15 protein-coding genes are annotated in these 16,022 nt (G+C 67.5%); 5 read left to right on the top strand and 10 right to left on the bottom strand.

From position 1 onward, the window contains the following. Window positions 1-45: 45 nt before the first annotated feature. Together AQ610_RS25975 and AQ610_RS36485 are read right to left on the bottom strand one after the other, a co-directional pair. Window positions 46-957, bottom strand: a complete 912-nt coding sequence (locus AQ610_RS25975; protein WP_006027383.1) for a LysR family transcriptional regulator — start codon at window positions 955-957, stop codon at window positions 46-48. A gap of 124 nt (window positions 958-1,081) precedes the next feature. Beyond that, window positions 1,082-1,306, bottom strand: a complete 225-nt coding sequence (locus AQ610_RS36485) for a hypothetical protein (protein WP_043282763.1) — start codon at window positions 1,304-1,306, stop codon at window positions 1,082-1,084. A 135-nt stretch (window positions 1,307-1,441) separates the two neighbouring features. Between AQ610_RS36485 and AQ610_RS25965 the strand changes: the two genes are divergently transcribed. The 3 genes from AQ610_RS25965 (at window position 1,442) to AQ610_RS25955 (ending at window position 4,844) form a co-directional block, all read left to right on the top strand. After that, complete coding sequence (locus AQ610_RS25965; RefSeq protein WP_043282762.1) at window positions 1,442-2,383, top strand: peptidoglycan DD-metalloendopeptidase family protein; 942 nt, start codon at window positions 1,442-1,444, stop codon at window positions 2,381-2,383. A gap of 169 nt (window positions 2,384-2,552) precedes the next feature. After that, a complete protein-coding gene (locus tag AQ610_RS25960) occupies window positions 2,553-3,437 on the top strand; it encodes a PEN-M family class A beta-lactamase (protein ID WP_006027381.1) in 885 nt (294 codons plus the stop codon). Between the two features lie 534 nt (window positions 3,438-3,971). Next, entirely contained in the window at window positions 3,972-4,844 is an 873-nt protein-coding gene (locus tag AQ610_RS25955) for a LysR substrate-binding domain-containing protein (RefSeq protein ID WP_009914880.1), read from the top strand. 44 nt (window positions 4,845-4,888) lie between these two features. On the opposite strand, the gene AQ610_RS25950 is transcribed toward AQ610_RS25955, so the two are convergent. From AQ610_RS25950 to AQ610_RS25915, 8 genes are all read right to left on the bottom strand, one after another. Then, a complete protein-coding gene (locus AQ610_RS25950; RefSeq protein ID WP_006027379.1) occupies window positions 4,889-5,677 on the bottom strand; it encodes an ABC transporter ATP-binding protein in 789 nt (262 codons plus the stop codon). After that, window positions 5,653-6,534: an ABC transporter ATP-binding protein gene (locus tag AQ610_RS25945; RefSeq protein WP_009914882.1), complete on the bottom strand. Its 882-nt coding sequence runs from the start codon at window positions 6,532-6,534 to the stop codon at window positions 5,653-5,655. The genes AQ610_RS25950 and AQ610_RS25945 overlap by 25 nt, the downstream gene beginning before the upstream one ends. Before the next feature lies 1 nt (window position 6,535). After that, window positions 6,536-7,477: a nickel transporter permease gene (nikC, locus tag AQ610_RS25940; RefSeq protein WP_009914884.1), complete on the bottom strand. Its 942-nt coding sequence runs from the start codon at window positions 7,475-7,477 to the stop codon at window positions 6,536-6,538. Window positions 7,478-7,527: 50 nt separating this feature from the next. After that, on the bottom strand, window positions 7,528-8,598 hold the full coding sequence (locus AQ610_RS25935) for an ABC transporter permease (protein ID WP_009914885.1): 1,071 nt from the start codon (window positions 8,596-8,598) through the stop codon (window positions 7,528-7,530). Between the two features lie 20 nt (window positions 8,599-8,618). Further along, entirely contained in the window at window positions 8,619-10,220 is a 1,602-nt protein-coding gene (locus AQ610_RS25930) for an ABC transporter substrate-binding protein (protein ID WP_006027375.1), read from the bottom strand. Between the two features lie 91 nt (window positions 10,221-10,311). Beyond that, on the bottom strand, window positions 10,312-10,881 hold the full coding sequence (ddpX, locus tag AQ610_RS25925; RefSeq protein ID WP_006027374.1) for a D-alanyl-D-alanine dipeptidase: 570 nt from the start codon (window positions 10,879-10,881) through the stop codon (window positions 10,312-10,314). Between the two features lie 20 nt (window positions 10,882-10,901). Further along, a complete protein-coding gene (gene sapR, locus AQ610_RS25920; RefSeq protein WP_006027373.1) occupies window positions 10,902-11,807 on the bottom strand; it encodes a sap1 transcriptional regulator SapR in 906 nt (301 codons plus the stop codon). A 180-nt stretch (window positions 11,808-11,987) separates the two neighbouring features. After that, window positions 11,988-13,163 carry a hypothetical protein gene (locus AQ610_RS25915; RefSeq protein WP_006027372.1) on the bottom strand — a complete coding sequence of 392 codons (1,176 nt, stop codon included), beginning with the start codon at window positions 13,161-13,163 and terminating at the stop codon, window positions 11,988-11,990. A 338-nt stretch (window positions 13,164-13,501) separates the two neighbouring features. Between AQ610_RS25915 and AQ610_RS25910 the strand changes: the two genes are divergently transcribed. Together AQ610_RS25910 and AQ610_RS25905 are read left to right on the top strand one after the other, a co-directional pair. Continuing rightward, window positions 13,502-15,487, top strand: a complete 1,986-nt coding sequence (locus AQ610_RS25910) for a type VI secretion system Vgr family protein (protein ID WP_009914887.1) — start codon at window positions 13,502-13,504, stop codon at window positions 15,485-15,487. 84 nt (window positions 15,488-15,571) lie between these two features. Then, a complete protein-coding gene (locus AQ610_RS25905; RefSeq protein WP_006027370.1) occupies window positions 15,572-16,012 on the top strand; it encodes a DUF1795 domain-containing protein in 441 nt (146 codons plus the stop codon). Window positions 16,013-16,022: the final 10 nt, after the last annotated feature.

The raw sequence follows: 16,022 nt of genomic DNA, 5'->3' as shown, positions 1-16,022 counted from the left end.
CGACCGACGAACGCCTGCCGCCGAGCGGCCGCAATCAGGCCGCAATCAGGCCGCGAACGACTCGCCTTTGCCCGGATCGGGCGCGAGAAACGCGATGAAGTCGCGCGTGTACTTCGGCAACTCGTCGAAGCTGCGCGCGCAGATCGTCAGCCGGCGGTGCGCCCACGGGTCCGTCAGCTCGATCAGCCGGATCTGCATCGTCTGCTGCGCGCGCAGCGCCGCGTGGCGCGACACGATGCCGATCCCGACGCCGCGCTCGATCAGCCGGCAGATCGCGTCGAAGCTCTTCAACTGGACGCGATAGTCGATTCGCTTGCCGAGCGCCTTCGCCTGCTCGGCGAGATGGACCTGCAGTGCGCTGCCGTCCGTCATGCCGATGAAGCCGGCATCGACGAGTTCCGCGAACGCCACCCGCTCGCGCGCGGCGAGCGGGTGGTCGAGCGCCGCGACGGCGATCAGCCAGTCCTCGCGAAACGGCATCTGCTCGAGCCCGTCGAGGCCGACCGAATCGGCGACGATCCCGAAATCCGCGGTCTTGCCGCGGATCGCATGAACGATCTCCTGGCTCGACCGTTCCTCGACGCTCACCGACAGCTTCGGATGGCGCGGCAGATATTCGGCGAGCGCGTCGGGCAGGTATTCGCTGAGCGCGGCGGTGTTGCTGAGCAGGCGAATATGGCCGCGCAACCCTGCGCCGAACTGCTGCAATTCGCCGCGCATGTGGTCGATCTGCTGCAGCACGACGCGCGCATGATGCTCGAGCGCGTGGCCGGCTTCGGTCGCGCGCGTGCCGCGCTTTGCGCGCTGCAGGAGCGGCACGCCAAGCTCTTCTTCCATGCCGCGGATCCGCTCGCTCGCGGATTGCAGCGTCATGTGCGCGCGCTCGGCGCCTCCCGTGATGCTGCCGGCTTCGCAGACGTGCAGGAAGAGTCGCAGATCGGTCAGGTCGAATCGCATGGGGCTGACTTGCGTTGTCGTTGTAATGGCCGATAAGGTAACAGGATTGCGGGCCGTCGCGGTCAGGCAGTGCCTGAGGCCCGCTTCGCGGGTTCCGCATTTTCGTGCGACGAATTGCCGCGCATCATGTCCGCTCGTTCGTCGACATGGAGTCGCGCATGCGAAGCAACTCGTCTTGGCTGCTGGCGTTCAAGGTCGCGTTGCATATCTTCTTTCTCTGTTGCGGCATCGCTTTCGCGTATTCGACGCTGACCACGCCGGACCCGTGACGCATGCGGCCCTCCGAGCGCGCGCACATCCGCTGCACGCCGGTTTGTCGCGCGTCGAGGCCGCGCGCGTTGCGTCGCATCGGCGAATTATTTCGTTCGCCATAAGATTTGATCCACTCAATTTCTGCTGCCGCAATTCCCGCTGCGATTTTGTCATCATTCTTGCATCCGGTTACACGCGCTCCTGACGAATTTTGAGATGCTCGGAAAATTCAATGACCGGAGTTGTCTCGAGCATGAGCAAGAGCAAGAGCGAGATCGACCGCAGTGTTGCGTGGCTATCCGGCGTGGCCGCCGCGCTCGTCGTCGCGGGCTGTGCGACCACGTCGCCCGTCACGCCGACCGATACGCTCGCCGGCGCGGCCGCCGCCGCGTCGTCGGCAAGCGCCGCGCAGCCCGCGGCCGCGCCGCCGCCGGGCGACGCGGCGCAGCATCAGGAGCAGGCGGCCGCGCCGGCGCCCGTCGCGACGCGCTACGTCGTGAAGCCCGGCGATACGCTGTCGGCGATCGCGGATGCGAACGGCTGCGCCGTGCGCGATCTGCAGAGCTGGAATCGGATGGGCCGGCGGACCCGGATCGGCGTCGGGCAGGTGCTGCGGATCGCGCCGCCGGGCGCGGAGCGCGCGGCCGCCTCTCAGTCGGCAAGTGGCGCGCGCGTCGCGCCCGTTGCCGGCGCGGCGGCGTCATCGGCCGACGCATCGCAGCCCGCATCGGCGCCCGAAAGCGCCGCGGAGCGCGCGGCGGACCATCGCGTCGTCCAGGAAACGAAGCGGCACGCGCAGTCGATCGCGCTGGCCTGGCCGGCGAAGGGCGCGGTCGTCGAAACATTCCAGCCCGGCCGCAATCGCGGCATCCGGATCGTCGGGCACGCGGGCGACCCGGTGCGCGCGGCGGCGTCCGGCCGCGTGATGTATGCGGGCACGGGCCTGAACGGCTACGGCACGCTGATCCTCGTCCAGCACAACGCGGATTTTCTGACTGCTTACGCGCATAACCGCAAGGTGCTCGTGAAGACGGGCGACGTCGTTCAGCAGGGCGAACAGATCGCCGAGATGGGCTCCGGCGACAGCATGCGCGCCGGGATGCTGTTCGAGGTGCGGCGCGACGGCAAGCCCGTCAATCCGATGCAGTACCTGGCGGGCCGGCAGCAGGGATAGCGAAACGCGTGCGCCGGGCCGACGTGCGTCGCACGACATCGTGCGCGGGGGCGCTCACAAATCCGCACGCATTCGTGTGACGAGAGCTGATACGCTTGCGGGTCGCGATGTCAGTGCACGGGCATCGCGGCGCGATTCACGCCCGTTCAATCTCCTCGCTATCCACCTGATGAATCATTCTCCGTTACGCCGCTCGCTGCTCGTTGCAGCCGTTTCCGCACCGCTCGCCGGCGCATGTGCGCCGCTGCGCGGCAACTCGAAAAACGTCGCCGCCGAGCGGCAATTGCGCGAACTCGAATCGACGTTCGACGGCCGCCTCGGCTTCGTCGCGCTCGATACCGCGACAGGCGCGCGCATCGCGCATCGCGCCGATGAGCGCTTTCCGTTCTGCAGCACGTTCAAGATGATGCTCTCGGCTGCGGTACTCGCGCGCAGCGCCGACGACGCCGCGCTGCTGCAGCGACGGATTCCGTACGCGAAGCGCGACCTCGTCCGCTATTCGCCGATCACCGAGCGGCACGTGGGCGCCGGCATGACGGTCGCCGAGCTGTGCGCGGCGACGCTCCAGTACAGCGACAACACCGCGGCGAACCTGCTGATCGATCTGCTCGGCGGCCCGCAGGCCGTCACCGCGTATGCGCGCTCGATCGGCGACGCGACGTTCCGCCTCGATCGCCGCGAGACCGAGCTGAACACGGCGATTCCCGGCGACGAGCGCGATACGACGACGCCCGCCGCGATGGCCGCGAGCGTGCGCCGGCTGCTCGCGGGCGATGCGCTCGGGGCCGCGCAGCGCGCGCAGCTCAACGCGTGGATGCTCGGCAACAAGACGGGCGACGCGCGGCTCCGCGCGGGCGTGCCGGCCGGCTGGCGCGTCGCCGACAAGACGGGCACGGGCGATTACGGGACGGGGAACGACATCGGCGTCGCGTATCCGCCGGATCGCGCGCCGATCGTGTTCGTCGTCTACACGACGATGCGCAGTCAGAACGCGCCGGTGCGCGACGACGTGATCGCGGCGGCGGCGCGGATCGCCGCGCGGGCATTCGCCTGACGGCGCGCGGCCGCGCGCGTCGCCATTCGAGCGTCCGGTAGGAGTCCGGTCGTGTTCGTGTGCGCCGCGAGCGGATGCCCGTATCGTCGCGCCGCGAGCGGTGGTCTGCCGCGCGCCGGCTATCCGGCGCGACATCGCCGTCGACATCGGCTCCGACAACACGCAACGCGTGACGTGGCCAGCGGGCAGTGCGGCCTGTTTGTCGCACGTGACGCGATTCGCGGCGCTGATGCCTGCGATCGTCTGCGATCGTCTGCGATAGCGGCGCGATGAAGGTGCGCCCAAACCGGGTTCGGCAACGCCCGAATCGCGTGCGCAAGCCCGCGGCAACGCCTGTTTCAATGCCTGTTCGATGCATTCGAACCATGCCGGCCCGGCCTCGCTGCGCGTGCGGCGAGGGCGTGGCGACGCGACGTCCGACGCCGGTGCTCGCGCAACGCCCGCATTTCGCTTATCGTGACGGCTCGCCCGCAGGCATCGCGTGCCGAATTGCCTGCGCGTCTCCGAGTCTCCCGAGTTTCGTCGTCGACCGCCATGCGCCGCCTCCCGCCCTTGAACGCCCTGCAGATCTTCGCGACGGTCGCGCGCCATCGCAGCTTCACGCGAGCCGCCGACGCGCTATGCGTGACGCAAGGGGCGATCAGCCGCCAGATCCAGTCGCTCGAAGCGCATTACGGCTTTCCGCTCTTCATGCGCCACGCGCGCGGCCTCACGCTGACGGCGGAGGGCGAGCAACTGCTGCCCGTCGTCGTCGAGAGCTTCGCGCGGATCGAGGACATTTCGCTGAAGCTCACGCGGCAGCGCACCGATCTCGCGCTGAAGGTGCCGACCTGCGTGATGCGCTGGGTGCTGCCGCGCATCATGCGCTTCCAGCGCGAGCATCCGGACCTGCACGTGCAGATGACGACCACCTGGCGGCACGACGTCGACTTCCAGAGCGAGCCGTTCGATGCGGCGATCGTCTACGGGACGTCGCCCGGCCCGGACGTGACGGCCGTGCCGCTGTTCGACGAGCGGCTCACGCCCGTATGCTCGCCGGATTGGCTGAAGGACAGGCCGCTTGCGCACGCCGGCGACCTCGCGCGCCATACGCTGCTGCATCCGACGCGCGATCATCGCGACTGGCGCCGGTGGCTCGAATACGCGGGCGTGGCCGACGTCGATCCGGATCGCGGGCCGAGCTTCGATTCGCTCGATCTCGCGACGAGCGCCGCGACGCAGGGCTTCGGCGTCGCGCTGGGCGATCTCACGCTCAGCGAAGAGGATCTCGCCGCGCGGCGGCTCGCGACGCCGCTCGACATCGTGCAGAAGACGGGCGCGCGTTATTACTTCGTGTATCCGGATAGCGTCGCGCGACAGCAGAAGATCCAGCGCTTCAGCGCGTGGCTCGACGCGAATCGCGACTGACCGGGCGGCGCGTCCGATGCGGCGACGAGGCGCGCCGCGATCGGTCAGCCCGCGCGCCGATAGCCTTGCGTCGCGCGCAGCAGCGTGCGCGTGTACTCGGTGCCGACGTGCGCCGCGCGCACGTCGGCGATCCCGAGCTGCTCGACGAGCGCGCCGTCGCGCATCACCGCGACGCGGCTGCACAGGAACCCGACGACGGCGAGGTTGTGGCTCACGAGCATCATTGTCAGCCCGCGCTCGCGATGCAGCCGTTTCAGCAGATTCAGGATTTCCGCCTGCACCGACACGTCGAGCGCCGACGTCGGCTCGTCGAGCAGCAGCACGCGCGGCTCGACGATCAGCGCGCGCGCGATCGCGACGCGCTGCCGCTGGCCGCCCGACAGTTGATGCGGATAGCGAAAGCGGAACGCGGGGCCGAGGCCGACTTCGGCGAGCGCGCGCGCGATTCGCTCGTCAGCGTCCGGCATCCGGTGGATCGCGAGCGGCTCGCGCAGCGTCTCGTCGACTGTGAAGCGCGGGTGCAGCGACGCATAGGGGTCCTGAAACACCATCTGCACGTCGCGCCGGAACGCGCGGTCGAGCTTGCCGCCGACCGGCCGCGCGTCGATCGACAGCGTGCCGCCCGCGAGCGGCACGAGGCCCGTCAGCGCGCGCAGCAGCGTCGACTTGCCGGAGCCGGATTCGCCGACGAGCCCGAACGCCTCGCCCGCGGCGACGGCGAGACTCGCGCCGCGCACCGCGTCGACGTGGCCGGTGCGGGTCGGAAAGCGGATCGATACGTCGTGGATGTCGATCATCGGTGCGCCGCTCATCGTGCCGCCTCCGTCAACCATGCCGGATCGCGCTCGAGCACCGGCAGCTCGTCGGGCGGATTCGCGAGCGGCGGCGTCGCGGCGAGCAGGCCGCGCGTGTACGGGTGCGTCGCGCGGACGAGGTCGCGCGCCGCGCACGTCTCGACGATGCGCCCCGCGTACATCACCGCGACGCGATCACAGAACGACGTCACGAGCGGCAGGTCGTGGCTGATGAACACGAGGCCCGTGCGATGGCGCGCGATCATGTTGTCGAGCACCGCGAGCACCTGCATCGACACCGCGACGTCGAGCGCCGAGGTCGGCTCGTCGGCGACGAGCAGGCGCGGGCCCGTCGACACCATCATCGCGATCATCACGCGCTGGCCCATCCCGCCCGACAGCTCGTGCGGATACGCGTCGGCGACGCGCGCCGGATCGCGGATCTCGACCGACGCGAGCGCATCGACGATCCGCGCGCGCAGCGCGCGGCCGCGCAGGCGGGGCTCGCGCAGCCGGAACGCCTCGGCCATCTGCTTGCCGACCGTCATCACCGGGTTCAGCGAATATTTCGGGTCCTGCAGGATCATCCCCATCGCGCCGCCGCACAGCTTGCGCCGCTCGCGCGCGCCGAGCGCGAGCAGGTCGCGGCCTTCGAAGCGCAGCGTCCTGGCGCGCCACTGCGCGGCTGCGGGCAGCAGGCCGAGCAGCGCGCGGCCCGTCAGCGACTTGCCGGAGCCGGATTCGCCGACGATGCTGAGCCGCTCGCCCGGCGCGAGCGTGAGCGACAGATCGCGCACGGCCTCGACGAGCGTGCCGTCGTGCGTGCGAAACCCGATCTGCAGCCCGTCGATCTCGCAGAGCGGCGGCGTGTTCGGGGAAGCGGGGCAAGCGGACATGTCAGGCTCCATGACGCGGATCGAAGACGTCGCGCAGACCGTCGCCGAGCAGGTTGAGCGCGATGCTGACGACGAGGATCGCCGCGCCCGGCAGCGTCGCGACCCACCACGCGTCGAGCAGCACGTTGCGGCCGGACGCGACCATGAAGCCCCATTCGGGGCTCGGCGGCTGCGCGCCGAGCCCGAGAAAGCCCAGGCCCGCGACGGTCAGGATGATGCCCGCCATGTCGAGCGTCGCGCGCACGATCACCGACGACAGGCAGAGCGGCACGACATGGCGCAGCACGATCCGCAGATCGGACGCGCCTTGCAGCCGCGCCGCGTGGATGAAGTCCGCGTTCGCGATGCGCAGCGTCTCCGCGCGCGCGAGCCGCGCGTACGCGGGCCACGCAGTGATCGAGATCGCGACGACCGCGTTGACGACGCCCGGCCCGAGCGCCGCCGCGAACGCGAGCGCGAGCACGATCTTCGGGAACGCGAGCGCGACGTCGGTGATCCGCATCAGCGCGCTGTCGACGAGGCCGCCGCAGTAGCCGGCCGTCGTGCCGATCGCGAGCCCGATCGGCACGACGATCGCGACAACGAGGATCGCGATGCCGAGCGTGAGCCGCGAGCCTGCGACGAGGCGCGAGAGAATGTCGCGGCCGAGCTGGTCGGTGCCGAGCCAGTGCGACGGCGAGCCGGGCGGCAGCAGCCGGTCGGCGAGCACCTGGCGCAGCGGATCGTGCGGCATGACGAGCGGCGCGACGAGCGCGACCGCGACGAGCATGGCGAGGATCGCGAGCCCGAAGAGGTTCAGCGGATTGCCGGCGAAACGGCGCCAGCGGCGGTACGCGAGGCCGAGCGTCGCCTGCCGGCGCGACGCGGGCGCGTCGGACAGGAGCCACGCGCGCAGCGTCGCCGCGGCGGGAGTCGGAGCGGAGCGATCGGATGGAGCGTTCATGTGCATGATGAATTCGAACGGACGGACGGACGGGCGCGGCGCGCGCCGGATCAGCGGGCGCGCGGATCGAACACGCGGTAGAGCGCGTCGGTCAGCAGATTGATCGTGATGAACATGACGCCGATCACGAGCGTGCAGCCGAGCACCGCGTTCATGTCGGCGTTCAGCAGCGCGCCCGTCAGATACGAGCCGATGCCGGGCCACGCGAACACGATCTCGGTGAGCACCGAGCCTTCGAGCAGGTTGCTGTACGTGAGCGCGATCACGGTCAGCAGCGGCACCGCGATGTTGCCGAACGCGTGCCGCCAGATCACGCGGCGCTCGGCGAGCCCCTTCGCGCGCGCGGTGACGATGTATTCCTGGTTCAGTTGATCGAGCATGAACGAGCGGGTCATCCGGCTCAGGTACGCAACCGAGTAGTAGCCGAGGATCGCGGCGGGCAGCGCGATGTGCGACAGCGCGTTGCGCAGCACGTCCCACTCGCCGGCGAGCGCCGCGTCGATCAGGAGGCTGCCCGTGCGCGTGTCGACCATCCCGTCGTAGACCGGATCGAGCCGCCCCGGTCCCGCAACCCAATGCAGCCGCGCGTAGAACAGCAGGAGGCCCATCAGTCCCAGCCAGAACACCGGCACCGAGTTGCCGATGAGGCCGACGAAGCGCGCGACGTGATCGATCGGCCGGTTGTGCTTCACCGCCGCCGCGACGCCGAGCGGCACGCCGAGCGCGATGCCGATCAGCGTCGCGAGCGTCGCGAGCTCGAGCGTCGCGGGGAACACGCGCTTGATGTCGTCGAGCACCGGGTTCGACGTCAGCAGCGACATGCCGAGATCGCCGTGCAGCACGTCGCGCGCGTAGATCATGAACTGCGTCGCAAGCGGCTTGTCGAGCCCGAGCGCGATGCGCTCGGCCGCGTAGGCCTGCGGCGACGCGCGGTCGCCGAGCACGGCGAGCACCGGGTCGATCGGAACCTCGCGGCCGATCACGAACGTGAGCGCGAGGAGCCCGGCGAACGTCACGGCGAGCGTGAGCGCCCAGCGCAGCACGCGCAGCGCCCAGCGCACGCCGGGCCGCCGCGCGGGCAGCGTGCGGAGCGCTTCGAGAGGAGTGGCGGGTGTCGACATGTCGTGGTTCCGGTACGGCGTCACTGCTTCTTCAGACTGCGATACGACACGAGATCGTTGATCGGGCCGACTTCGAGGCCGCTCACGCCGGGCCGCGTCGCGACCTGCGCGACCTTCTCGAACAGGATCGCGAACGGCGATTTCGCGAGCACGTCCTTCTGCATCGCCTGATACAACTGCGCGCGCTTCGCGGCGGACGGCTCCGCGAGCGCCGCGTCGGTTTGCGCGGTCAGTTGCGGGATGTTCCACGCGTTGCGCCACGCGAGCATCTTGTAGCTGGACTGATCCGAATTGTCCGGGTTCCAGGCGAAGCCCTGCGCATTGCTGTGCGGATCGATGTAATCGGCCGACCATTCGCCGATGTAGATGTCGTGCTGGCGCGCGCGGTACTTCGCGAGCGTCTGCTTGTTGTCGCCCGGGATCAGTTGCACCTTGACGCCCGCCTGCGCGAAGTTCGCCTGCACCGCCTGCGCGATCTCGGTATACGGATAGTCGTTGCGCACGTCCATCGTCACCGTGAAGCCGTTCGGCACGCCGGCCTTCGCGAGCAGCGCCTTCGCCTTCGCGACGTCGAGCCTGTACGGATTCGCGTTCAGCGTGCCGAGGAAGCCTTCCGGCATGAACGTCTGATGGACTTTGTACGTGGTCTTCACGACGTGGCTCTGGATGCCGCTGTAGTCGACGAGCCATTTCAGCGCTTCCTGCACGTCCGGCTTCGCGAGCGTCGGGTTCTTCGTGTTCAGGCCGAGGTACAGCAGCGTCGCCTGCGGCGACGGCGTCACCTTCGCCTTGCCGCTCTTCGCGACGGCCGCGAGATCGTCGGGGCTCAGGTCGCGCGCCGCGTCGACGTCGCCGCTTTCGAGCAGCAGCCGCTGGCTCGCCGCCTCCGGCACGTGCCGCAGCACGATCCGCTTCATCGCGAGCGGCAGCCGGTAGCGGTCGTAGCGCTGCAGCACGATGCTGTCGCCCGCCGTCCACTTGACGAGCTGGTACGCGCCCGAGCCCGCCTCGTGCGTCTTCAGCCAGCCGTTGCCGAAATCGTTGCCCTGCTGGTGCGACAGCAGCAGCTTCCTGTCGACGATCGACGCGGGCCATGAGCCGAGCACGTTCAGCACGAAGGTCGGTGCGTACTTGCGGTCGGTCGTGACCGAGACGGTCAGGTCGTCGATCTTCTTCACGTTCGCGAGCGCGTTCGCCTTCGTGAGGCCGATGCCCGCGAGCACCGCGGCCGGCCCCTTGTCGAGCAGCGCCGCGCGCTGGATCGACCACGCGACGTCGTCGGCCGTGAGCGGGTTGCCCGAATGGAACGTGAGGCCCGCGCGCAGCCTGAACGTGAACGTGAGGCCGTCGGGGCTCACCGTCCACGATTGCGCCACGTCGCCGTTGAACTTCGACGGATCGGCGAGATCGACTCGCACGAGCCGGTCGTAGGTGTTCGCGACGTATTCCTCGGGCACCAGCTCGTAGATTTCGCCGGGATCGAGCGAGATGAACTCGTCGAGCAGCGTGGCCATCACGAACATGTCTTTCGGCGGCGCCGCGCGCGCATCGAGGGCCGGGACGGCCGCGAACGTGCAAAGCGCGGCGAGCGCCGCGGCGAGCTTGGGCATCGAGAGTTTCATATGCGCTCCATGAGGCAGGGGTTCGGAGTGGGGCAATCGGTTGGGCTCGCGACGGGCGTGTCGCGGGTAGTGCGAGCGTTGCGGGCGGGGATCACATCAGCCGCCACGGTCCGCTCGCTTCGTCGTCGATCAGCGGCAGCGCGCGCGAGCCGGGCAACTCGTAATGCCACCACTCGCTCGCGATGTGCGTGAAGCCGGCCGCGTGCATCACGCCGAGCAGCAGCAGCCGGTTGCGCTGCACGGGCTCGGGCAGGCCGTCGTGGCAATGATTCGACGCGGCCACCATCTCGTCGAAGTCCGTGCCCATGTCGAGCGCGTCGCCGTTCGTGTCGACGAGCGTCAGGTCGAGCGCGGCGCCGCGGCTGTGGTTCGAGCCGCGGCCGAGATCGGCGACGAAGTCCGGATCGGGCAGGAAGTCCCACAGCACTTGCTGCGCCCGCGGCGGCCGGTACGCATCGTAGATCCGCAGCCGCAGGCCGATCTGCGCGGCGACCGCAACCGCGCGGCGCAGCGCGGCTTCGGCCGGCTCGATGAGCAGGCAATGCGCGCGCCGGTAGATCGGCTTGCCGGTCAGATTGCGATCGGTCGCGTAGACGAGATCGACGTCGACGCCATGCGTGTGCGGCGTGATCTCGACGAGGCGATGGGCGGAAGTCTTCAAGGGCGGCGTCTCCGGCGGCTTCAGGATTCGAATTGATCGAGCTCGCGCTGCAGCTCGCGGTTGCGCGCGACGCGGGCGTCGATCGCATCGCCGAGCCGGTCGACGACCGCGCTGATCAACAGGTTGAACAGGCACGTGAGCGGCGCGAGCGAATCCCAGAACTGGCCGACGTCGGTCTTCACTTGCAGCAGGTCGCACGGCAGCTCGCGCGCCCACGGGCAGTAGACGTCGGTGACGAGCGCGAAACGCACGCCGCGCGCGACGGCCGCCTCGCAGTAGCGCCGCGCGATCCGCGAGTACGCGCGCGTATCGGTGACGATGCAATACGGGTCGGCGGATTCGGCATTCAACGAATCGACGTACGAGCCGGACATGCCATCGGAGTAGAACACGCGCGGACGCAGGTATTCGAGATAGCTGTGGAACGCGTTGCTGATTCCGCGCGTCGACTGGATGCCGAGGATGAACACTGCGTCGGCTTGCGCGACGCGATCCGCGATTTGCGCGAACGCCGGCGTGCGCGCGAGCTGATACACATGGCGGATCGCATCGAGCTCGCGCGCGAGCGCGTCGTCGAGCGGGCTGGGCGTGCCGGGTGTGCCGCTTGGCGCGGCTTCGACGCGCGCCAGCGCACCCGCGCCCGCGCCCGTCACGCGGCGGTATTCGTCGAGGCGGTCGGTGATCATCCACGAGCGCTCGGTTGCGCCGCGCAGCTCGCGCTTCAGGTCGTCGAGATTGCGATAGCCGACGCTGCGCAGGAAGCGCCCGACCGAAATGCCGCTCGTGCCGGTCTGACGCGCGATCTGATCCGCGGTTTCGAGGCCGAGCCGCTCGAGGTTCGCGAGCATGTAGCTCGCGATGCGCTTCGCCGTGGGCGTCAGCTCGGCAAAGCGGGTTTCGACGGTCTGGACGAAGGCGGGCGGCATGGGCGCGTGTGTTAGCTGGCTGTCGATATCGATGAAAGTGACATCCATCTAACAAAGACAAAATAATGTGCGCCACATCAAAAAATCTATCGATACAGATTGTTGATAGTGGATTGAGCTGCTGGCGCGCCGGGGACTGTTCAGGCGGGCATGCTCAGGAACGACGCGGGCGCGAGGTCGTCATGCGTCACGCATCGCGCCTTCCGGATGATGGCCCACAGCAACGTGAAACTGCATGGCCGGCGCGGGCGCGCCGCTCGAACCCTCGACGACCGGGCGCTCGGGAATCAGCAGATACGCTGGGTGATCGGGATGCCCGGGCGACTGCTCGCCCATCTGATGCCGCAGCCAACCCACGCCTCGAGAAACGGGCGCCGGCGGCTCTATTCCGTGGGGGCTGGCACCGTAGAGCGATGCGAGGGATGCGGGCGCTTCGATGGTGCGCAGCAGCAACAGCGCTCGACGGGCGGCCATCACCTTTTGATGCGCGTGGCGCACGCGGGTCGCGAGGCTGCTTGCGTCGGTCCGCAACTGGTGAATCCTCGCTTGCGGCGCTGCGCGGTCCGGATGATCGAGAGAGGCGCGTTTGAATGCGTCGAGCGCATTGCGTTGCGTCGCGAGCCGCTTCGTCGCTTGAGCCGCCCCTTGAGCTGCCCCTTCGGCAGTTTCGCCGGCTTCCCGCGCGGCCTTCGGCAATGACGCAAGCGTTCGCGTGCCGCTCACCGCCAGATCGGGCAGCACGAGTAGCGGGCCGACTGTTTCGATCATTCTGTCATGCCAAGATGTTTCGAGCCTTTTTGGGCGTACTTCGTCGCCCTTGAGTTCGTAGCGCAGCATCGAGCCGTCGTCGGCGAGCAGGAGCAGGGATGCCGCGCCCGCCGCCGCGCCGAGCACCGGGGCAAGCGCGATGCCGCCGCCGATGAACGCTGCAATCGACACGGCGCCCGCAAGCAGGCCGAACGTGTCGCCGCCGGCGGCGGCGTCGAATGCGGTCTTGTGTCCCTCGGCGAAGCCTTGCGCCCGCGCCACGCTTTGCCCCAGCAAAGACGGTTCGGCCGACGGCGCGCTTGCGGCGATGCGTTGCTTCCATTCACGCGAGAGTTGATCGAGCGTCAGGGCGTCGGCCGTTTCGGACGGGGCCGGCGGCAGGACCGCGGACCTGACGACGGCCACGACGAGATCCAGCGTGTCGCCACGCGCATCGGGAACCGCCTGCTTGAGGCGGGCCGCATTCATGCCGTCGAAGAACACAACGCCTGCATTGCGCCCCAGGACTTTCGCGGCGAAATTCGACAAATGGAATTCCGCCTCCGGGCGATGGCAATACGGCTCCCAAAAAGCGGGTGACTTCGACATGGTCTTCGCGTATTCGAGTGGAGGAGTCGTTCCGCGTTGTCGCACATCCCGGCGATTACGGACATCGCGCGGCGTCAATATAATCCGCCGCGCATGACAAAGCCAGTAGGGGCGTCGCGCACGCCGAACCGGGGTTTTTTGAAATGCCGGGATATGAACTATTTACTGGCTCGGCGATTTTCGGGAGGCTGGGTTCCGTCAAACTTACCGGCCTGATCGATCGTGGCGGCCGTGTGAAACGGCGCTATTTAAATGCTGGTTCGGCAGCGTTGTCGTGCGCTATGATTTTGCCGTCTTTAAATACGCCGATCGTTAATCGGCTATTCCGGGGGCAAATAATGAAAATGTCCGACATCGCAGGTTTTATGAATCTGCAGAACAGCCGCCTGCTGACGATCAAAACACCGCTTTCCGGACGATCCGAACTGGTCCTCAGCGATTTCCAGTGCAGCGAGGGATTGTCGGTGCTGTTCGACATGAGACTCGGTCTCGCGTCGCGCGATCCGATGATCGAGCTGAAGCAGATGATCGGGCAGGCCGTCACGGTGTCCCTTCAGCCCTCCAGCGGAATCGTCGGCGGTTCGGCGCGGCATTTTCACGGTTACGTCACGCAGTTCTCGCATACGGGCAACGACGGCGGGCTCGCCACCTACAGCGCGACGGTGCAGCCGTGGCTATGGATGCTGTCGCGGCGGGTCGATTCGCGGATATTCCAGGACAAAAGCGCACGCGACATTCTCGACGAAGTGTTTTCGCAATATTCGGCGCTCGCATCCTACGAATTCCGCGCCGGCCGCACGCTGAAGCCGTACAGCTATTGCACGCAGTACCGGGAGACGGATCTGAACTTCGTGCTGCGCCTGATGGAACTGGAAGGGCTCTTTTTCTATTTCGAGCACGCGGCGGACGGACACAAACTGATCATCGACGACGATTCGACCCGCGCAAAGCCCATCGCCGGGCTGCCGTCGCTGCGTTATGCGAGCGGCGAGATTCTCGAGGACGAAGCCGTCGTCACGCAATGGGCGGCGCAGCGGCAACTGATGTCCAGCGCCGTCAGCATGAAAGCCTACGACTATAAGGTGCCCGCCGCCCGCCGCTACGTATCGGGCGAGTCGAATGTCAATCAGGGCGAGGTCGAGCGGTACGAGATCTATGACTACGTCGGCCTGCATGGCTTCGATTCGACCGATCGAGGCGAGGAGCTGGCGCGATTCAGACTGGAATCGCTCGCGGCAAGCGGCAAGACTTTTTCGGGTACGAGCACCGGCAGGATGCTTGCGTCGGGCCACTATTTTGAATTGAACTCGCATTACGATCATGACAACGGATCGAAGCAGGACCGCCAGTTCCTGTTGACGAACGTCCGTCATCATGGCGTCAACAACTATCAGTCCAACGAAGGATCAGGGGCATACCACGCAAGCTTCCAGTGCATCCGCAAGAAGATTCCGTTTCGGCCGGCGCTTGCGCATGAGCGCCCCATCATCCCGGGGCCGCAGACCGCGATCGTCGTGGGGCCGAAGGGCGAGCAAATCCATACCGATGCGCTGGGGCGAGTGAAGATCCAGTTTCACTGGGACCGTATCGGGCAGCGAAATCAGGGCAGTTCCTGCTGGGTCCGGGTCAGTCAGCCATGGGCGGGCGGCGGGTTCGGCTCGGTGCAGATTCCGCGCATCGGCAATGAGGTGGTCGTCGCGTTCCTCGATGGCAATCCCGATCGCCCGCTGATCATATCGAGCGTCTACAACGCGCAGAACATGCCTCCATGGGCGTTGCCGGCGGGGGCGACGCAAAGCGGGTTCCTGACGCGCTCGCACAAGGGAACGTCCGACAACGCCAATGCGATTCGCTTCGACGACAAGCAGGGCGAGGAAGAAATCTGGCTGCACGCGGAAAAGAATCAGCGCATCGAGGTCGAGCACAACGAATCGCACAGCGTCGGCGCGACGAGAACCAAGACGATCGGCGCCGACGAGATCGTCACGATCGGCGGCGCGCAGACGCACACGATTACGGGGGCGCGAACGCAGACGATCGGCGGAAACCATACGCAGACCATCAAGGGCATCCACAAGCAGAACGTCGCCGGCACGCATGCCCAGGTGATCGGCGGCAACGCGTCGATCACGACCACCGGGCCTCAGCCGGGCGCTGCCGGCACTGTCGGCGATATCGAGATTCAGTCCAGTCAGGGAAAGATTCACCTCAAGGCGGCGACGGAAATCATCATCGAAGTGGGCTCGAGCGTGATCCACATGAAGGCGGACGGCACGATCGAGATCAGCGGCCCCACGCATATCGGACTGAATTCGAAGAGCTGAGCGTCCGGCCGGGCGGCGGACGGCGGATTATCTCGACTTCCTTTCTTTCTGCGTGCGTCGGCACGCGCGACATCGAGGCATGACATGCGTTATTCGGTGAACGAAGGACATCTGGAATTGCCCGGTCAGTGGCTGGACCGAAGCGTCAATGCATTGCTGCCGGCGATGGCGGAAGTGACGGGCAGCAACCTCGTGTTGACGCGCGACGAACTGCCTTACGGCGTCGAATTCGTCGATTACGTCAATGTGCAACGCGCGAAATATCGGAAGGAACTGAGCGGGCTGCAAATGCAACGCGACGAGCCGGGCGTGCTGGATGGGCGGCCCTGCCAGTTTCTCGACTTCACCTGGAACAAGGATGACCTGCTCATTCACCAGTTGGCGGTGATCGTCCTCGATGCGCCACTGGTTCTGGCGCTGACCTACACGAGCCCCGGCCAATTGCCGAACCACGTCCGCGAGGAGATCGGCGCGGCGTTGGCGAGCTTCAAATTCCATCGGAGCGCGCAACTTCCGGCTTCGTGATGCAGCCGGT

It is taken from the genome of Burkholderia humptydooensis, assembly GCF_001513745.1.
Classification (GTDB): Bacteria; Pseudomonadota; Gammaproteobacteria; order Burkholderiales; family Burkholderiaceae; genus Burkholderia; species Burkholderia humptydooensis.
This window is presented reverse-complemented; position numbering and strand designations above follow the sequence as displayed.

Excerpts from the sequence above, each read along its gene's own strand:
- AQ610_RS25975 (WP_006027383.1), bottom strand. The coding sequence starts at position 957 with ATGCGATTCGACCTGACCGATCTGCGACTCTTCCTGCACGTCTGCGAA.
- AQ610_RS36485 (WP_043282763.1), bottom strand. The coding sequence starts at position 1,306 with ATGCGACGCAACGCGCGCGGCCTCGACGCGCGACAAACCGGCGTGCAG.
- AQ610_RS25965 (WP_043282762.1), top strand. The coding sequence starts at position 1,442 with ATGACCGGAGTTGTCTCGAGCATGAGCAAGAGCAAGAGCGAGATCGAC.
- AQ610_RS25960 (WP_006027381.1), top strand. The coding sequence starts at position 2,553 with ATGAATCATTCTCCGTTACGCCGCTCGCTGCTCGTTGCAGCCGTTTCC.
- AQ610_RS25955 (WP_009914880.1), top strand. The coding sequence starts at position 3,972 with ATGCGCCGCCTCCCGCCCTTGAACGCCCTGCAGATCTTCGCGACGGTC.
- AQ610_RS25950 (WP_006027379.1), bottom strand. The coding sequence starts at position 5,677 with ATGGTTGACGGAGGCGGCACGATGAGCGGCGCACCGATGATCGACATC.
- AQ610_RS25945 (WP_009914882.1), bottom strand. The coding sequence starts at position 6,534 with ATGTCCGCTTGCCCCGCTTCCCCGAACACGCCGCCGCTCTGCGAGATC.
- nikC (WP_009914884.1), bottom strand. The coding sequence starts at position 7,477 with ATGAACGCTCCATCCGATCGCTCCGCTCCGACTCCCGCCGCGGCGACG.
- AQ610_RS25935 (WP_009914885.1), bottom strand. The coding sequence starts at position 8,598 with ATGTCGACACCCGCCACTCCTCTCGAAGCGCTCCGCACGCTGCCCGCG.
- AQ610_RS25930 (WP_006027375.1), bottom strand. The coding sequence starts at position 10,220 with ATGAAACTCTCGATGCCCAAGCTCGCCGCGGCGCTCGCCGCGCTTTGC.
- sapR (WP_006027373.1), bottom strand. The coding sequence starts at position 11,807 with ATGCCGCCCGCCTTCGTCCAGACCGTCGAAACCCGCTTTGCCGAGCTG.
- AQ610_RS25915 (WP_006027372.1), bottom strand. The coding sequence starts at position 13,163 with ATGTCGAAGTCACCCGCTTTTTGGGAGCCGTATTGCCATCGCCCGGAG.
- AQ610_RS25910 (WP_009914887.1), top strand. The coding sequence starts at position 13,502 with ATGAAAATGTCCGACATCGCAGGTTTTATGAATCTGCAGAACAGCCGC.
- AQ610_RS25905 (WP_006027370.1), top strand. The coding sequence starts at position 15,572 with ATGCGTTATTCGGTGAACGAAGGACATCTGGAATTGCCCGGTCAGTGG.